Below are 19,312 nucleotides of genomic sequence, written 5' to 3'. Positions count from 1 at the left end.
GCAATGTACACGGCCGTCGATTAAGCGGGGGTGAAGAAAAGTTCATGTCGATGAATGACTTGCACCCACGGCGCCAAGCCTGCCGACTCAGTGGACAACGGGCGCCGGCGGTGGCGCGACGGCCTGCAGCGGATCGACAGTTTCCAGCGCCCGGCACACCAGCATCTCGGTCATGGTCGCCAACTGCTGAATCGCCAGCATCCGACTGCGCTGCGCCCCCTCGAAACCGTCGGCGAAATTGGCCGTCACGGTGGTGAGCGCGGCCAGGGTTTGGGTGGCGTGCGTGAGTAGGGTCAGCGTGTCCACATCGGTGCGGACGCTGAACAGCTCCTTGAAGGGGGGCGCTTGCCGACGCTTGCGCACACGTTCGCTGGGCTGCGGGCGGGACTCGTGGGTTTCCGAATCGGGCGCTGAGGACTGGGCTGGTGGGGTCTGGTTGTCTTTCTTCATGACGGGGCTCCAGGCATTTGATGGCCGGGTGAAAGCGAAGCCAGGAGCCTATCGTGTCGGTGATGCTTGAAACAGTTCATGGAAGTCGACGCGTGTTGCGGGAAACTTCCTAGGACGTGCTTAGCGAAGCACGGAGCTCGCTTGATGTCAGCGTGTGCCGGAAGTGGTGCTTCCACAGCTGAATGCCCAGCCCGCCGGAGCGGTCCAGCGATGAGCCCACGGTCAGGTCGGTGATCAGCGTCGGCTGTAATCCTGCGTCGAACAACGCAAAACCGGCGGCCAAGCAGCAGGTCTCGGTTTGCAGGCCGCAGACCAGGACGCGGTCCGGGTTTTGGCTTTTCAGGTAGTCGAGGGTTTCGGACGAGGGGGCGTAGCCGTGTTTGATGAAAATCCGGTCGGCGGCGATCAGGCAGTTGTCGTCGGGGGCGGGGTGCCAGCCGAGTTGGCGGTGGAAGGGGGTGTGGGATTCGTTGTGGCGTTCGATCGTGGCTACGGTGGGGAGGAGGCCTATCAGGGGGCGGATGCCGTCGATGAGCCAGGTTGGTGGGTTGAAGGTGGGTTGGATGTCGATGATTAGGAGGGTTTGGTGCATGGGGGGGCTCCGGGTGTGGGTCGCCAGATGTGACAGGTGGTGTGTTGGGTGCGCCGGGGTGAGTTGAAATGGATCTATATCCATATGAAAATTAAGTGGAAATTTTTTCTGCAAAATAAACTGGAATACCATTTGGAATACCTAGTCCCGAATTTTAAATCTGAGATTGGCCTGGCAGATTCTTTGAATTTCGCTACCAGAGCTTTGCGTGAGCATGGAAAGCTTGGTTGACCGATGCCAAAGTATCGCTGACGTCACCCACAGTATCGCTCAGAGTACTAACTTCCATTAGAGCGCCGTCTTTCATGGCGTGATGGATATTTTCAAATCGAGTAGCCGACTTTAAGCAGCGCATTTTTCGCGTGGTTCGACCTGTTCGAAAAGTTTACCCGTACGGCTAGGCGCATATGGACATGTCTTTAAGGATTGCATTCTGTTGATTCCTGCAGCGAATCGCGTCATGGATATTCTGCTAATACACTGGCGGTATTCAAGGATCAGGCAGTGCAGGGTGTACCTGTCAGGCGATTGGAAGTGTGGCTGTTCGTCCCCTTTTGCGGGGCTCACGTGATGGTTGCGGGCGTGTGCTAGCTATGATGGCAAAAAAACACCGTGCATGGCTTTACCCAGGTGTCGCCAGCGGATAGGGTGAGGGCCATCGGAAGAATTGGCCTCAGAAGTAGCGCCTATTAACGTGTGAGGCGTCAGGCGCCAAGGCCTCATTCACGTCGTCGGTGAGAGGCGGATAAAAGTGGGAATAATACTGGTAGAGGGACGAAGTGAACCAGGTTTTATACGTTGGTGAGTTGGTTTTGTCTAGTGCTTTTCCCGGCATTGGTAAATTGTCGGGACTGGATCGTGAGAGAGGCGAGTGCGAGGTCACTTTCTTCGAATCCCCTTTGAACCCTGAGGCGAGGAAGTTCAAGGTTGATCTGGCCGACGTTAGGAAAACTCAACTCTATGAGGAAGCCATCGTTTATTGTCGAGATCAATTGACAGGCATCTGGCGACGTGGCCGTTACGGTGGTTCGCGGCCACTCAATCGGCACTTGGTGATCTTTCGCACTGACGATAACGATCAAGCGGTAGTCGATATCGATGAAATCTACTGCCTGAACCTCGGTGCGCAGGATTTGCTCGATCCCTCTGCGTTCCTAGCGGCTAGGGCTAACGACGCGCCTTTTTTCTTCCCCTTGCGCCAGGATTTCCTCGAAGCCTATATTGAGCAACGGGCGGCTTGCCGTTCCATCGGTGCGATTACCAGCAGCAGCGTAGAGTTGGAGCCGCATCAAATTGCCGTAGTTAGGCGTATCCTTAAGGATCCATGCCCTAAGTACTTGCTAGCGGATGAAGTGGGCTTGGGCAAGACAATCGAGGCGGGCCTGATTGTCCGTGAGCACGTACTTCAGAAGAAGTTCGACGCCAATGTTTTAATTGCGGCGCCGGCTTCCCTTGTCACTCAGTGGCATGAGGAGTTAAAGGGCCGATTTCATCTTGGCGAGTTGATGTCTACAAAGCATCGATCGGAACAGCTGATTCGAGTATGCAGTCATGAACAGTTGGTGACGGCTTTGCGGGAGGGTGGCCAGCCTAGCTTGTTCGTCGTTGACGAGATGCATCAATTGGCGCCGCTGGCCTGGTCTTCCGAGCAACACTCGAATGACCGGTTTCAGGTGCTGGCGGAGGCCTGCCAGGCAGCTGAGGTGACTCTGTTGTTGTCAGGAACCCCGTTGAATGGGAACGAAAGAAATTTCCTGGCGATGCTGCACTGCTTGAGTCCCGAAGCTTATGAGATCTCAGAAGCGGGGGTTCAGCGTTTCATCGCTCGAGTCAAGGAGCGTGAGTGGCTTGGCGGGTTGTATAGCGCACTGACCCCGGGTAACTCGAACGCCGCATTGGAACAAGCACTACAGGATCTGCGGGGGAAATTCCCTGAGGATCAGGAGTTGCAAGAGCGAATCGGCAGTTTGATGCCGTTGGTGGATCTCTTTGCCGAGGAGAGCGGCGAGCAGCGCGAGCAACAAATCATAGGCTTGCGGCATTACCTCGGAGAGCACTACCGCCTGCATCAGCGCATGCTTCGTAACCGCCGGGAAATGGGGCATCTCGCGCAGTTGTTTCCAGGATTGGCTGGTTTGCGCCGTCAATACTGGCCGATAGAACCACGCAGCATGCCATTGGATCTGTTGTTGGAAGAGTACCGCAGCCAGGCCTGCCGGGATCCTGATGAGTTCCAGGCAATGAGTTCTGGAGAGTACCTGAACTGGGTTGACGACTTGTTGGGCAGTCCATTACTGGTCAAGCAGCGGGCCGATAGGTTCGACAGGCAACTGGCGGCGACGCTTGAAGCAACCGAGCGAGAGTTCCTCGCCGAAATATCCAAGCAAGCCTCACTCGAGCAGGCGTGTAAAGATCGGAGTTTGATCGCGAGTCTGGAAGATTGGTTGGCCGAAAACCCTAAGGGCAAGGTGGTTGTTTTCTGCGGTGACGAAGTAGTCGCGGATCATGTTGCTGCTACGCTCGGTGACTCTCTGGCTGTAGGTATAGAGCGCAATGCTTCCGACCGCGACTTGCATTTCTTGCAGTCGGGCGGTTCTGTGCGGGTATTGGTTTGCGATCAAGGTGGTGAAGATGGTCTTAACCTGCATGGGGGGCAGAAACTCGCCGTGCATTACAGCCTACCGAGATCGTTCAGTCGCGTTGAACAACGTCTGGGACGATTGAACCGTTACAGCGCAAATCTGCGTGGCATCAGGCCTGTGGAAAGTTTGGTTTTGATGTCTGACCATGATGGTTTGTTCCGACGGTGGCTAGATCTGCTTGACACATCGGTAGGTGTGTTCAATCAGACGGTGGCCAGCTTGCAGTACGTACTAGAAGAGTACCTCGAAAAAACTTGGCAGGCAGTCGCGCGATCCGGCGATGAAGAGTTGCTTGTCTGCGCCAAGCAACTGAGCGGCGAGGGCGGCCTGCTGGACCGCGAGCGCCGTCGGGTGAAAGTACAGGAAGAATTGCTTGCATTGGACGAGGATGTCGCCAAAGCACGGGACTTCGCCGAAAAAATTTCTGAGGCGGACGAAATAGCCGAGGAGCAGATTGGCCGCATGTGTGCCTGGATGACGCGCGGCTTGAACTTCAGGCTAGAAGGCGATCTGCAGCAGCAATTCAGGTTGGGCTTCGGCCTTGACCCAAATGAGCGTGGCGGTCGGACCCTGGTGGACGTGAAGACCTTTATCGAAGGTTGCATCACGGGTATTGATCCGGAAAGTGGTAACCCGCCATACACTGCTCCCATGAGCTTCTTGCGGCAGCAGGCTTCAGCTCAATCGGGCGTGTACCCCTTCCGTTACGGTCAGCCGTTCGTGGATTCCATATATGAACTGGCCGCTGGTGATTCGCGGGGGGCAACCTGCGCATTCTTGCGAATTCTTAATAGCAGTGCACTGCAGGCGCCAAAGATTTTCTTTCATTTCAAGTGGCTGGTAACGGCTGCCCGGCCGGATTGCACGTATCAGGAACAGGTTATCGCCGATGAGTTACTGGCACCTGCGGTGTATGGCCACTGGCTCGCTGAAGACGGCAGGCTGGTAAAGGCCGAAAGCACATTGAAATCCCTGGAATGGCCTTACAAGAAGCCCGCGGGCGCCATCTTCCAGGATATCAATCTGCGCCATGATGTCTGGTCCGAGTTGGAGTTTCTATTACCTGTGGGCGAATGGAAACGCATGGTGCTGGGTATCACTGAGTTGAGCCGAAAGAGGATCGTAGAGGAGATAGGTGCTCTGCGAGGCTCCGTCCTTGAACCGCACGTGCACCTTATGGCGGTACGCGCCCAGATCCTGTGCTCGAAAGATCTGTGGAGGAATGAATGATTCAGGCCCAATGGAATGCCTTGCAGAGGGCTCTGCTGGTGCCAGAGCACCAATCCGAGCAGACAGTCGTCGAGCCGTACTTTCTCCGCCTGCTGATGGTATTCGGCGACGCAAAGGCGGGCTCGGCCGATCGCGCCGTCGCTTGTCGTGATGCTTTCGGTTGTGCTCAAGCTCATGGCTGCACTGATTTGCTGCTACAACTGCCTGCCGGTTCCGTTGAAAGGCAACACGTAGCCCGAGTGGGCCTGACTCAAGATCCGTTAACCGACCGGGTCAGGTTGGAGGCTGCTCTCGAGGAAGCGGAGTTGGCGGTTTACAGACGTCAGCGTCGCCGAGTCCTGCACCAACCTCAAATAGACGTGGCCTTGAGCAGTGCTTTGGGCCGAGTTGGATTTAGCAACTACAACGGCCTCGGTCAGCAAGTTGCAGTGCGGACATTGCTGACCTCTCCGGATGACAGCACGGTCTTCATCAACCTGCCGACAGGTTGCGGCAAGACGCTGGCTGTTCATGCTTTGAGTTTGTTTGCCTATCGGCAGAAAGTGGTGCTTGTCATTGTGCCAACGACCGGACTTGCCATTGAGCAGGCCGCGCGTGCTGGAGAAGTGCTGGAGGCTGCAGGATGCGATCACGGCGGTAGCTACGTTTGGATCGGGGGCCAGGAGGAAGCTGAGCGTCGAGAGATTCGTGAGCGTCTGCATTGCGGCACACAACGGATCTTGTTCTGTGCGCCCGAGTCCGCCATATCGGGCCTTAGACCATTGTTGTTCGAACTCGCCGGAAAAGGACTGCTGGGTGCGCTAGTAATCGATGAGGCACATCTGGTCGGCCAATGGGGGGCGGAGTTCCGTCCTGACTTCCAACTGCTTGCCCCTCTTTTTCACTCCCTCAGAGAGCACTCCTCAAGCGCCATCCGCACCTTGTTGATGTCAGCTACGTTTAATTCCGCCGCTCTGGAGGTGTTGAAGGAAGCATTCGTCCCCGAAGGAACTCAGGCTATCGAGATCAATGGCAGTTTTTTGCGCCCAGAGTTGAACTTCAATGTCCGCCGAGTTCCTGCAGAAGAAGAGCACCGGCAGGTTGTCGTGGACTTGCTATGGCGCTTGCCTCGACCTCTGATTCTTTACACAACGACCCGGGAGGATGCACAGAACTGGCGAGACATGCTGGTCAAGCAGGGCTTCCGTCGGCTTGGCCTGTTCCATGGCGAAACCAACACCCAGGAGCGCGAGCGTCTGATCGGCCAGTGGCAGGATGACCATCTGGACATCATGGTTGCGACGTCCGCCTTCGGTGTTGGCATGGATAAGAGCGATGTCCGTTCGGTATTGCATGCGGCAGTGCCAGAAAATCTGGATCGTTTCTATCAGGAGGCGGGGCGTGCCGGGCGTGACGGTAACGCCTGTTGGTCCTGGCTGGTTTTCTATCCGGGCCAGATAAATGTGGCAGAGCAGATTTCAAGGGCAAGGCTGATTTCCAGTGAAGTGGGATTGGATCGCTGGAACACCTTGCTGCAGAGCCGTCGACGTAGCAGTGATGGTTGCTTCAGTGTTTCTCTGTCTATGTTACGCCGCGATTTGAAGCGACGCAGCGAAGGTAACGCAGAGTGGAATGTACGCACTTTGCTTCTGATGCAGCGTGCTGGTCTGATTCGATTGCGCTATTCACCGCCCGAGGTACCTCACGAAAACGCAGCGGTAGTCGATACGGAATTGCCTCAGGGCGAGAATTATTTTGACCGCATCGATATACAGATCCTGATGGATGCGCATCAGTCCACAGATACTTGGCGGCACTATGTTGATCCGCAACGTGCCCTTGAACAACGGGCCATGGCAAACGGTTTCGCCAGTTTGCGCAGATGGCTGGATGATCCGGACCAGTCGCTGTGCCGCCAGTTAGAAGAGTTCTATCGACTGGATGGCATCAGCCCTGAACGCAGTTGCGGCGGTTGCCCTGGTTGCCGCGCTCAGGGGCGGGGACCCTTTACGCCAACGTTGAGCGCGTCTTTCCATGTGACTGGTGTAGTAACTCCCGCTATGCCGAAGTGGATGCCAGACTCCCAGTTGCTGCGGATTCGCTACAGTACTGAGAGTTATCGTAGCGTCACTCCCCGTGCTCTGATTCATAACTGGCGGCGATGGATGGTCGCTCTTCTGCGCAGCCAGCAGGTGCAGGCTGTCCGTGCCAGTCGGGCCTTGTTGGATGAAATACAGACCGATGCTGGTTTAAAAACACTACCGTTCTGGTGTGCCCTGGAACCGCGCGACAGTGCTGGGAGTTGGACTGAGTTGGTTTTACTCATGCCGGAGGAAAGCAACCTGCCTGCGGGTGGCTATGAGGTTCCAGCAAGATTGATAGTTGCGCCCGAGACTCTGAGTGATCCGTATCACCCGTACCGAAGCTGGTGGGAGTGTGATTCCCAAAGCAAGGATTTGGTCGACTTCGAAAGGGAAATATAAGTATGTCGATGGTGAATAATGCTCACCCAGGCAGCAGTCTGATCCTGCTAAATCTTATTGATCGAGCATTGGTTCGCAGGGGAAAACCAATTGCTCGCGCGGAGTTATTGGAGACATTGCGGCCGGAGTTGCTCCCGAAAAGTGAGACAGGAGCAAAACGTTTTGAGTCGAACCTGGATTTCTGGTTGGAAGAAGGGTTGTGGTTGCAGGACAGTGAGGGAATGATTTTCGCGCCCCCTCAGGCCAGTGAGAATGATCTCCCGTCGCGTGTATTGCAGTTGCTTATTGATAATGCAGCCACGCGGTCGGAATCGGCTATCTTGGACGGTACTCGCACTGAGCCATTTCTTCGTGCAATGACCTGTTTGTTAGTGCAGCGTCGGTACACCTTCATGGGAGGGGAGTCGGTAAGCTCTTTCAATGCCGCCGAGGCGGTAAATAGCCATCTACCGGGTCGGGAATTGAATGAGTCTAACGAACTCTCGACCTTTTTGGCCTATGGGGAATTCCTTGGCTTCTTGGAGCCCTTCGGAAAGGGTTACATTGTAGATCCTACTTTAGCTATCGAACCCTACCTCGAGAGAATTTTCGAAGGCGGGCGAGTACTTCCGTTTAGAGTATTTGTCGAACGTTTGGGAAAGTACCTGCCACTGCTTGATGAGGGGGGCTATCGTCGATTGTTGGAACCTTGCATGGAAAATTGGAAGCCAGACGCACCATATGAAGTAAGTGCCGCACTCAGTCACGCTCTAGTCCGTCTGGAAAGTCTGTTTCGATTGCGCTTGGAAAAGTCCTCTGACGATAGTTTGAGTATGCGTCTGCTTTTGCCAAATGGTGTTCAACGCTCCGTAGGTGAGATTCAATACCGTACCGAGGTTGCTGTATGAATCTGATCAATTACTGGCCAAGTTCGGAACATATTTCCCAGTGCATCCGTACGGAGGCAGAGGAGTTAGCTGAGCACGTACTCTTAGCGGTGCATGAACCTATGCAGTTGCTTCGGGTAGGTAACGGAGCAGAGCAGCAATGTACTGAGGCCGATCTGCTAGCGCACTTTCTTGAGGTGGAGAGACCGATTCCCTTGGTCGGGCGTTCCGGCGTTGGAAAATCCCACCTGATTCGCTGGTTGGAAGCTCAACTAAAACTGCAGTCGCTGTCCGCCAACTGGCATATCGTTCGCATTCCGAAGAATGCAAGTTTGCGCCAGGTATTGGAAATCCTTCTGGATGGCTTGGAAGGAGAAGAGTTCGAGAGTGCACGTCTACGGATTCGGTCGGTAGGTGAGATGCTGAGGACCGGAGAGGTCGCTGACTTGCTGTTGACCTTCATGTCACAGCAATTGCAGCGACTCAACGCCCGCGTCGCAGAGCAAATTAGCTATTACCGAGGAAACCCGCAGGCCAGTCAACAATTGTCTGCTGAAGAAAAGCAGCGTTGGCGAGATGTTAACGCGCATACCACGCTGGGGTGTGGTCTTTCCGAACTGATTACCGACCCTAATTTCAAGAGAAGCTTGCTTGATCCGAAGCATTGTATTTATCAGTTCGCAAGTCGGTTGACTCAGGGCGCTACCGATCAAGAGTTAAGTCGAAACGATTACCAGATCAGGGCCGAGGACTTGGACTTCAGTTTCAACCTCGATGACCTGTCGCAAAGCGCTCGGCAGTATGTCAGTCGAGCCCAATTAAATACCAATCGGCAAGCCCAAGAGTCCGCAGCAGGCGTATTAAACGAAGTTTTGGGTGAGTCCACCAGAACTGCTTTTCGTCATTTGTTCAGTTTCAATGGCGGTAGTTTTTTAGATCTTTTTAAAGACATCCGTCGTACCTTGAAACATCAGGATCGCACTCTGGTGGTACTGGTGGAGGATATGGCGGCGATTTCTGCTATCGAGGACGTGCTGATCGACAGCCTTCTGGAAGAGGCCGTTAGGGATGAAAAGCAAGAACTGTGTACGCTTCGCTCGGCTATCGCGGTAACAGATGGTTATCAAGGATATCTGCGGCGGCAGGACACGATTAGAACACGTGCACAGTATGAGTGGTTGATACGCGATCATGGCCAGAGTCGCGAGCAAACGCTGGAGCGCATCGTTGATTTCTGCGGTCGGTACCTGAACGCTGCCCGTCACGGTAGTTCAAAACTGAAAGAGTCCTGGTTGGAGCGTTCGACAGACGTCAGTTGGCCCTTAATCTGGCAAGATCCCGAAGGCCCGCCGGAGGAACTCCAGGCATTCGGCCATTCGCCTTCTGGCGTGCCGCTCTTCCCTTTCAATCGAAACGCGATCAATGCGCTGGCGGATCACTATTGCAGCAACGATGAAGAGTTGAATTTCAACCCCCGCCAAGTGTTGAACCAAGTGGTGTTGCGAGTACTACGTGATCATCGGCAGGCGTGCCAGGAGCATAGATTCCCGCCGGCAGATTTCGCCAGTATCAAGGCCGGTGCGGGACTGATTGACCTGTATAGACTCGACGAACCAGCGCGCTGCGAATCCTTGGCTGCTATCTGGGGGTACGGTTGCCGATCTATCGCAGAGTTGCAGCAGAGCATGGATTGGCGCATAGCAAACGTCTTCGGTCTAAACGCATTGGCGTCTTTGTTGGAAGAGGTTCAACCCGTTGGTTTTATTCGCCCGCCAACGCGGACAGGCACTGGCCCGAAGAAAGCCAGACCGACTGTAGAGCCAAGAGGAGTGAAAACAGATCCCGATCCCGATCAGCACCGATTGGAAGAGATCGTTTCAGAATGGTTTCAGCGCAGAAGAAAATTGGAGCAAAACGAATCCAGGGACCTAAGAAACGCCCTGAATAAGATGTATCAGCAATATGCTCACCCAGAATGGCTCGGCTTAGGGGCGCGGCCGGAATTACTGCGTGGGGCGATTGTTAATATCAATATTCCATTCTCCATTACCGGTAACAAAGCCACTAATTTCGTGTGGTTTTGCCAGGAGACGGACTTTGAGGATCCTCAAAAGGCAGCTGCTTTGAAGGGGGTTGCGCTGGCGCTTCTGCGTTACGAGAGCGTCAATCGGAGATCCAATGGGATAGGTTGGCAATATACTGGTGGATTCGATGATTACTTGCGCTACCAGAATTTCGCCTCACATTGGGTTCCTCAGGTTCTACAAACACTTTCGCTGATGGAGCGCTCAAAGCTTCATGAGGTGATCCAGGAACAATTGAGTCTAGTACCCATCTTGGGGTTATGGAGGACCGCGTCCAATGATCGCCAACGACTCAATGAATTGCTCACTCCGGCACAGAGGATTCTGGAGTCATTGCCAAAACCTGCTTCTCCTGTACTGCTAGAACTCCGCAAAAGTGCGTTGGATGAGTGGGAAGGGAAGCGAGATGCCTGGTTGAAGTTGGTGGCTGCCAATGACCATGGTATGGACGGAGAGTTGGCGCTCAGGTCATTCAAAGAGGCTAGTAAGACTGATTTTAAGCAGAAACTGCCACGGTATGACAGAGAAATAACCCAGGCACTGCAGTCGTCGTTCAATGTGCTGTCCGTTCTAGATGGCTATTCTCGGCACGAGCAATTTTGCCTCTTGCTGGATCAAATGTCTGAAATTGTTCGTGGTGTAAGTGAAGACGGGTTGCATTATCCCGCTCAGTTTTCAGACGTGCCGAATGCCAAGAGAATGCGTGAGGCATTGAACTCTCTAAAAGCGAGCGAGGTTTGGGCGGCAGTCAAGGTTTTCCTCTCATCTTGGAACGAATCTGATTTGTCCAAGAAGTTGCAGTTGATCAATCAGGTCGACGGTCAGAAATTAGAAGAGGCCGTTCAGACACTGGGGGCGTGGGATAAATTCTACTCCTATGTATTGCCGCGTCTGGAGAGTGAGAATCGTCAATCTGGCCTGGACGTCTTGGGGCAGTCGCAGGAGAGGGTCACCGGATTGTTGAAGGGGTTGACGGGCACTTTGAAGGACTTGTTGGAGGCGTGCCGTGAGTAGTCTTGAGCAAAAAGTTTATGCTTTGCGCGAGCAGTTTGAACTAAATCGCTCGGCCGGTGAACTGCGCACCGCCATTGATGATTGCCAGGAGATTTACGAGAGATTTGTGTCGCTTTCCGAAAGGCTTGATTTGCTGCAGCGCCAATCATCGAGCATTGGCGCTTTACCGGTTGACGCTCCAGAATTGTTGGATTTGAAAGCAGAGTTTAAAGAGCAGGTGTCCACGTCTCTGGCAAGTTTGGGAGTTTTTTTTGAGGTTTGGCGAAAGAATAAACAAGTTTCTCGTCAGGACGATTCTCTCGAGAATTCGCGAGTTGCACTTGAAAGTCTGGTTGTTCGATTGGAGAGCAAAATCGACTCCTGCTGGAAAAAGTGGACGGAACAACTGTACAGCCAGTGCATGGTCGAGAAGGTGATACTGGATAGTCAACGCGAGATACCGGGTTCCGAACGCGTATACAGCGACTATATCGAGTTGCAGGGAAGGTTTAAAGATCTAGCAAAGCAAGTACCGGAGACCGTATGGCCTCTTCGCGACTTGATGGACCTTAAAAATCGTATGGAGCAGGTTAGAGGGGAAATGCAACTCGATCTTCCTGATAACGTTAAGCGTTTCTTCAAGTTATTGAACCAGCGCGGAAGGTCTACGGGTGTTCCATTGTCGGAGATGGACAAGGATACCTTCTGTTGGTTGCTTGAGCACGACTTGCTAGGTCAGTTCTCCGTCGAACGCAGTAGGAAGCTATTTTGATGGAAATATCCATGGAGCGTTTGTGTACTGCCCTCGATCGCCTGGAGGAGTTGGAGACAAGTTTGCTGGCCTGGGGGGACACCGGTGGCTTCTTCACTGAAGACGAGATACTTGCGACACTCGAAGAGGTGCTTCCCGAGGACGATCCCTATGACGTTCTGCTCGGACTCTGCGATCACGCAATGGTGATCGAGGCTCCCCACCCCGAGGGATTGTCCAAGCGCTACAGGACGCGAATGGGAGAGGCTGTGCATCTGTACCGCCATCTTCGCCAGTGGTTCCTAAACAAACCGGTCGACCAGGCCCGTACGCTAGTTTCCGATTTTCGTTTCGTTCGGCGGCCGCGTAGTTACCCCTGCCGCGATCAGAGTTTGCAGAAACTGCTAGATGGCTTGGGCGAGGGCGCTTCTGCGCGATTCCACCTGCCAATCCGCGCTCTACTGGGACAACAGGAGAACCTGCTTCTGGCCGGCTTTCAGGTGCGTGCTACTACTCGAGTCCTGCAGGCGTCTAAGGATCGGTCCATCCATGCTGCCGGCAGCATAGTCTGTGCCGGCACTGGTAGCGGCAAGACCTTAGCTTTCTATTTACCAGCCTTAGCTGCCTTATGCAGTCAATTGGCTGAGGATGCTTCCTCGCGAGTACGCATTCTGGCGATCTACCCGCGGCGTGAACTGCTGAAAGATCAGTTCATGGAGACTTGGAGCCAATGCCGAAAATTGGACGAATTGGTCAAGTCGCAGTCAGACCGAAAAATTTCCATTGGGGCATTTTTTGGCGACACGCTGGAGAACACCAGTACTGCCCATGAAGCCGCAAAAAAGTTCAGCGGCAATTTGCCGTTCGACTTATTGCGTTGCCCAACGAAGGATTGCTCCGGAAAAATGGAATGGCGTCTGGAGGGTTCTGTCGCGCAACGCGAAGAACTGCACTGCAGTCGCTGTGATCATTATGTACCTCATGATGAGGTTCGATTGACTCGGCGGTCTCTGGCTGCTGCGCCACCGGATATCCTCTTCACGACGACTGAAATGCTGAATCAGCATCTTGGGAACTATGCATTCCACCACTTATTCGGGGTAGGTAACTGCGAGGGGCCCACACTGGTGCTGCTGGATGAGGTGCATACTTATGAAGGTAGTAGCGGAGCGCAGACGGCCTATCTGCTACGGCGTTGGATGAAGCGAAGTGAATGCCGGCCACACTTCGTTGGACTTTCCGCTACTTTGAGCGACGCACCTGCTTTTTTTTCCGAGTTAATTGGGGCGAAAGAAGGTCATGTGGAGTTGATCGAACCTCTTGCGGATGAGATGGTGGATGAGGGCGCCGAGTATCTCATGTTGTTGCGCGGGGATCCGGTTTCTCAAACTGCATTGCTTTCCACCACCATTCAGGCCGCCATGTTGACTCGGCGTATCCTAGATAATCGTGACAAGAGATCGCGTGGTACATGGGGAAGTAAAACTTTCGTCTTTACCGATGATCTGGATGTCAACAATCGACTCTATCACCAACTGGCAGATGCTGAAGGTTGGAAAACCAGGGGCGCTCAGTTGGTGCCGGATCATGAACCGCTGGCAAGCTTGAGGGGAGGTGGTCGCTATCTGGATTATCCAAGCCGTCTTAAACGTATTCAGTTAGGCCAAGACTGGCAAATAGGCATGGATATCGGGCATTCGCTCGACAATGATGATCGCGCTCGGGTAGGCCGGACCTCTAGTCAGGACTCTGGCGTCGACCCTAACTCCGAGATAGTGGTGGCTACTGCTTCGCTGGAAGTCGGCTTTAACGATCCATCGGTTGGGGCGGTTTTGCAGCATAAGGCGCCGCGAAGCGTTGCGTCCTATCTGCAGCGCAAGGGACGTGCTGGGCGCCCCCGCGGGATGCGCCCATGGACCCTCGTTGTGCTTTCTGAGTTCGGTCGAGATCGAGTTGCTTTCCAGCGTTACGAGGAGTTGCTTACCCCTGAAATCAAGCGACAGAGGTTGCCCCTTCAGAATGGGCATATCCAGAAGATGCAGGGGGCAATGGCGACGCTGGATTGGTTAGCGATGCTGCTGAAGGAGGGGTCGGTTTGGAGAATCCTGAAGTATCCCAAAGGATCGTCTGCACAACTGACGACCTTACTCTCGTTTGTTGAGCAAGTACTGCAACCAGGTGGAATGCAGGACCGATATGTTGGTTATTTGAAGGACGCGTTGCGCATAGATGAGGCAGCCTTGCAGCAAGTGCTGTGGGCTTCACCGCGATCATTGATGTTGTCTTTTTTGCCGACGCTTCGGCGGCAATTGAAAACGCTGTGGTGCGAGTATGGAGAAAAGTGGAAAGAATTACCCCGAGGCCGCTCTCCGATGCCGGCTTTCATTCCAGAGGCAATGTTCGCCGAATTAAATATTCCTAACCTATTCGTGTCTTTGCAGCGTGGGGAGGGTAGTGATGCAAAATGGGAAGGACTGCCATTTTATCAGGCTTTGCGCGAGTTCTCCCCCGGCAGGATTTCCAAGCGTTTTGCTATCAAGTATGACCTGGCTGACTGGTTGATCCCGGAGGGATTTCAGCCGATTGCCGATACCCTACAACAGGTTGACTTTGAGATTGCAGAAGCATTCGGAGAGTACCTACAGAACGAAGGGGAGGTGGCCGCGGGATCCGATGCAGAATTGTCTGTAGTGCGCCCACGGGAAATACATACCCGCGCTCTGCGCAAGGCGAGTGGGTTGACGGAAAAGAGTAATTCCCGCCTGCGTTGGGACTCGGAATTCATCTTGGCTGAACATACATCTGTTCAGAAGCCACCGATGGGAAGTTGGGGGAAGCACCTGATTGATGTGGCGTTTTGCCTCCACCAGCAGATGACGCCGCTTGAGGTGGTACGCTATAGCAAAGGAGCTGACGCCACGCTGCGTTTTCGCAGCGGCAAAATCGCGCGGGTGAATTTTGCATGGAAAAGCCAAGGTGAGCCGATAGCTGTAGGTGCGCGTCAGTGGGTGGATGGTATGCGCCTTCGTTTTCGAGTCGGCGATGAAACTATTGCCGATCTCCTGGGGACCCTTGCCATATCGGCCGCATTGCGTCCTTTGTTGTTCCGGCGGCGGGTCGAGCAACTAGGTCGTTTCGACGGTGACCCCTTTACAGCCAATTGGGTATGCGAGTGCTTCCTTGCCGCTTTGGGCGCTGAGTTGAAAGACGTAGACCCGGCCGAGCCATCGGTGATGCATGGAGCCTTGCGCCGTCTACTTTCCGACGAGGGCAAGGAGCGCTTGCTCGCTATTCCGCAAAGCCTTTTCCAACTTGATGTGCAAGAAGAAAGTTCCAGAGAGCAGGAATTACAGGCCGACCTGCGCGGACTCCTGGGATGCTCTGAAGTGCTAGCCCAACTAGCAGATTGTGCCGAGCCTCTGTGGCGGGATATTCATGCCTTGCCAGATATCGTGGAATGGACAAAAGAACTGCTGGCCAATACGTTGGCAGCAGCAACCCAGCAAACACTATGTACCTTGCTTGGGGACGTTAACGAACGCTCGGTGAATGCTGATGCGCTTTGGCAAGACGGTGACCTGGAAGTATGGCTCAGCGAGGTCGAAGCGGGTGGTTGTGGAATCATTAGTCGCTTGGCCGAAGACTACTTCGATGATCCTTTGCGATTTCTGAATGTATTGGCGTGCAGTTTGCGCCCTGGTGACTACGAGCAAATTGACTTCGATCTCTACGAATTGCTGGAGAAAGCTTCTATTGATGAGGAAGTCGAGAGGGTTCTAACGGATGTCCGTGCAGCTGCCGATCATAAGCAGCGTCGCAAGGCCGGTGCAGCCATGCATTCCAGTCTCTCGCGGGCGGGGTTTGTACTTAGCCACAGTTTTCTCAGTGTATTGCACTCTCGCATACTCAAGCCGAGCAGCAGTCGGCAAACGGATGCTGAACTGCTTACATTGCTCAAGCAATGGCGAGAACTTGAGGTTAGGAGTGGCATTGAGTGGCCCCTTAATATCGTTTCCCACACGTTGGCGGCGCAGAAGATGAGAGCGAATGCGACTGTCTCTGATTTATTTCGTGCTTATTGTGTGAATCAGGGGTTATTGTGGCCGCGAGGTAATACAATTCGCCAATCGGAATTGAATCGCTACAATCCTTTTAGTAATGGGAGTGCGGCCACGGAACGAATGCTGGGCGCTGGTTTGTTCGCCGGGCGTAGACCTCGGATAGTGTATTCAAATTCCTATTTTAGTGAATTGCACAAATTCTTGCGAGAAGAGGGTAGCGTCGAATTGGTGATTCCCCGCGACCAGCAGGGGGGATTGTCCAAAGTTATTACCGAGGTACAGTTGTATCCGGTTGACTATCTGGGTTTGTTACTTTACCCCAGAGTGGGCGAACTACAGAGAGAAGACGGTTCCCTGGTGCTGGTCATAGAGTTGGCGGAGGCTTTGCAGTGAGGGCGCGCTATGAATGAGCAGCGGCAGATTTTTCTGCATGGACCTCTGGGGCGTAGGCAGTTTCGTGAAGTGCTAAGCACTATGCTGGCGTCTTTGCTGATCAATTCAGACGAGATCTGGCTTGTATCGCCTTGGTTGAGCGATTTTCCTTTATTGGATAATCGCTCAGGTCAATGGAATTCATTGGAACCCAAGTGGGGTAGTCGAACCGTTTCGTTCAGCGAGTTATTGGCACGGGCGGTCACGGGGGGGTGTTCCTTGCGAATTGCAACCCGCGATGTAGACTCCAGTCGCTATTTTGTCCGTGGTCTTGAAAATCGTCTCGGCGACAATCCGGACTTTCACTACTTGATCAGTGACACCCTGCATTCGAAGGGCTTCTTGACCCGATCGGGGTTTCTTAAGGGCTCCTTGAACTACACATTCAGTGGTACGCAACGAAACGATGAGCATGTGACTCTGACACAAGACGCGCAGGTGATATCCGATGCGTTTCTTGAATTTAAAAATCATTATCGTTTCGAGGTCGATAGATGAATATCCCACCAGATTGGCTTCGAAACTTTTTCGCAGAAGACAATCAAATCGATCTTGATCGAGTGCTTTCGTTGAATAACCCGTACGATCCAAAGTTTCAGGATCTACTCAAGCCACTCGTGTCTTCAGCAATCGAGGGAAAATGGCCGTTGCTGCTTCCGGTTAGTCGTGGCGGCGAACTTTATTTCTATGGTGCTGAACGCGACAGGCGATCTTTGGAGGAGTTGCGGCAGATACTGCAAGCGGTGCTGGGAGCAGCGGATACGTATCCAGAGTTTCCATTGATTAAGGTAGCCCGGGAAAAAATCGAACAGATTCTTTTACAGCAGGCACCTTCAGGGCTTCTCAAAGTTGATTTGTTGCGCCAGTCGCAGAGCGACTTCGCTTTACGTAAACGAGTGTTTCAAGCGTTGGCATCGGTGCTGGACCTCTATCAGCAACGGCCGCCAGTAACCGCTGTGGTGAAGCGGCCAGTTGGGCGGATCCTGCGGGATTTCTTCGCTGCTTGTCAGTCCAGGGATGGTTCGAAAACATCGCACTTTTTTGACGAACTCAAAACGACAGGCAATTTCAGTCAGCGGAACCTGATTTCTCTGGAGTTGCAGGCCTGGGAGGCTGAGCGTCGTTGGTCGGACATTCTAGGACATCCCCGACTAGTGGATATGCTGGGCGGAAGAATGCCTGCCCAACTGGTTCGGGTTCTATTGCGTGCCATAGGTAATTTAGGCGGTGATCGCTTGCTGGAACCAGCAGCGTTTGGCGAACTCCCCCTAGAGCATATACGTCTTCTATGTCAGCCGATCAGCCCTCTTTTTGCCAATCGGCCTCCCCTGGAGACGCGCGAATGCTTTGCATCCGACTGGAAACTCTGGGCGATAGGCGCCGGGGCATTGGGCTTCTCCGATGGCCTTGATGGTCTTCCTGACTTCATCGATCCGGCCTGGATTTGCGGATTGCACGACTGGGCCAATTTGCCGACCAAGACCCCGGTAGCGCCAACCATAGCGCCAATCCCTTCGTTGCAAAAAGTCGGATCTCCCCAGACCTTTAACGATCTGCGACTAGTCCTCGAAGGCTCGCTATCTGCCTCCATGGAAGAGTTACGCGAGATCTGGGTCGCAGTGCAGGAAGCACCCGAAGAGTTAAAAAATGAACTCTACGTTTATCCACGCCTGCAGTCGGTTTGGCAAGGCATATGCCAGGTCTTTGATGGTAGTAGGGAACTTGGTTGGAAGGGATGGCTAGAACGCCTGAAGGAGGCTTCTACTGACCCAGATGCCCTGATTCATGAGTTGCAGGAGGAGAGCCAGAGCTGGTCAATAGAGTCCTTCTCGGAGGCTCAGTTGAGTCAGTGTCTGCATGGCGATGCCAGTACTGCCCTATTGTTGCGAGACAGTTTGCCATTGCTGCTTGACTGGCTGGATCGTCGTCAAATCCTCTGCTCCGGGCACTTCTGGCTGGAATGGCTGGAGTTGCTGGCGCTCGATGATTTGGTTAATCCGTCGGACGTACAATTGGCAGGGCAGATTGTGCGACGCTTCTTGTCCCGCCCTAGCCATATCGGCGACCGTGCGCGCCTAGGGGAAGCCTTGGAGTTGTTATGGGAAAAGGGCGGTTCGGTCAGTGCTTATTCGGAAATGCTCGAGATTGTCGAGTTGCTCCTTGACGAGACTCAACCGGAGCAGCAAGAGTTGCAAAAGCTCTGGTTGGTACTTCAAGGATTTGCCTTGAGTCGCTGGACTCGTCTCGAGTTAGCGCAGCGTTTTCTCACCAAAAGCCTCGCCAGAGAGATATTTGGTGAAAGCAATGAAGCGTGTTATCCGCCACTAGTTGCTGAAGAAAGCGATGCTGATTTTGACGTCCAAACAAGAAAGCTATCGGGTAGGCTGCTGGCTATCTACAGCCTCACTGAAGGGGCCGCGCGACGGGCTAAAACGGTACTGGAAGGCATGTTCGAAGGGCTGCGAGTGGAACTCAATCATGATCACACTGCGACCCCAACTCTGCAGAATTTAGCCAAAAAAGCTAATTACTTTTTGTTTGTTGCCGGTAGCGCGAAGCATCAAGCCTTCTATCCCGTGAGTCGGATAAGACAGGATTTGATCTATCCCTTAGGAAAAGGCGCATCGAGCATCATCGAAGCATTCTGCAAAAGCTGCGTAAATTCTACTTCGGAGTGATTAGGTGAATTTATAAAGGTCAAGCGTTCTGCGTCATCGTTCGGCGAGCATGCAGAGTTGCTTCGACTCGA

10 protein-coding genes are annotated in these 19,312 nt (G+C 53.6%); 8 read left to right on the top strand and 2 right to left on the bottom strand.

The features are described from left to right. Positions 1-87: 87 nt before the first annotated feature. Together CAG29_RS19510 and CAG29_RS19505 are read right to left on the bottom strand one after the other, a co-directional pair. Positions 88-450: a DUF6124 family protein gene (locus tag CAG29_RS19510; RefSeq protein WP_085694995.1), complete on the bottom strand. Its 363-nt coding sequence runs from the start codon at positions 448-450 to the stop codon at positions 88-90. Between the two features lie 109 nt (positions 451-559). Beyond that, a complete protein-coding gene (locus CAG29_RS19505; protein WP_085694994.1) occupies positions 560-1,042 on the bottom strand; it encodes an isochorismatase family protein in 483 nt (160 codons plus the stop codon). A gap of 779 nt (positions 1,043-1,821) precedes the next feature. On the opposite strand from CAG29_RS19505, the gene dpdE reads away from it, so the two are divergent. Genes dpdE through dpdD form a run of 8 tightly spaced genes read left to right on the top strand, consistent with a single transcriptional unit; the run spans position 1,822 to position 19,241 of the window. Further along, positions 1,822-4,914 (top strand): protein DpdE, encoded by a 3,093-nt coding sequence (gene dpdE / locus CAG29_RS19500; RefSeq protein ID WP_139831515.1) that lies wholly within the window; start codon positions 1,822-1,824, stop codon positions 4,912-4,914. After that, a complete protein-coding gene (dpdF, locus tag CAG29_RS19495) occupies positions 4,911-7,376 on the top strand; it encodes a protein DpdF (RefSeq protein WP_085694992.1) in 2,466 nt (821 codons plus the stop codon). Before dpdE ends, dpdF begins: the two co-directional genes overlap by 4 nt. A 2-nt stretch (positions 7,377-7,378) precedes the next feature. Next, positions 7,379-8,263, top strand: coding sequence for a protein DpdG (dpdG, locus tag CAG29_RS28315; RefSeq protein ID WP_139831514.1), 885 nt, complete (start codon positions 7,379-7,381; stop codon positions 8,261-8,263). Next, complete coding sequence (dpdH, locus tag CAG29_RS19490; protein WP_139831513.1) at positions 8,260-11,340, top strand: protein DpdH; 3,081 nt, start codon at positions 8,260-8,262, stop codon at positions 11,338-11,340. Before dpdG ends, dpdH begins: the two co-directional genes overlap by 4 nt. Next, positions 11,333-12,091 (top strand): hypothetical protein, encoded by a 759-nt coding sequence (locus CAG29_RS19485; RefSeq protein WP_085694990.1) that lies wholly within the window; start codon positions 11,333-11,335, stop codon positions 12,089-12,091. Before dpdH ends, CAG29_RS19485 begins: the two co-directional genes overlap by 8 nt. An 11-nt stretch (positions 12,092-12,102) precedes the next feature. After that, the gene (gene dpdJ, locus CAG29_RS19480) at positions 12,103-16,524 is read left to right on the top strand and encodes a protein DpdJ (protein WP_218191445.1); all 4,422 of its coding nucleotides are present in this window, start codon (positions 12,103-12,105) and stop codon (positions 16,522-16,524) included. A 9-nt stretch (positions 16,525-16,533) separates the two neighbouring features. Next, entirely contained in the window at positions 16,534-17,061 is a 528-nt protein-coding gene (gene dpdK, locus CAG29_RS19475; RefSeq protein ID WP_085694988.1) for a phospholipase D-like domain-containing protein DpdK, read from the top strand. Continuing rightward, positions 17,058-19,241, top strand: a complete 2,184-nt coding sequence (gene dpdD / locus CAG29_RS28550) for a protein DpdD (RefSeq protein ID WP_170930385.1) — start codon at positions 17,058-17,060, stop codon at positions 19,239-19,241. The genes dpdK and dpdD overlap by 4 nt, the downstream gene beginning before the upstream one ends. Positions 19,242-19,312 lie beyond the last annotated feature (71 nt).

Origin of the sequence: Pseudomonas sp. B7(2017), assembly GCF_002112745.1 — a bacterium.
In the GTDB taxonomy this organism is placed as follows: domain Bacteria; phylum Pseudomonadota; class Gammaproteobacteria; order Pseudomonadales; family Pseudomonadaceae; genus Aquipseudomonas; species Aquipseudomonas ekonensis.
This window is presented reverse-complemented; position numbering and strand designations above follow the sequence as displayed.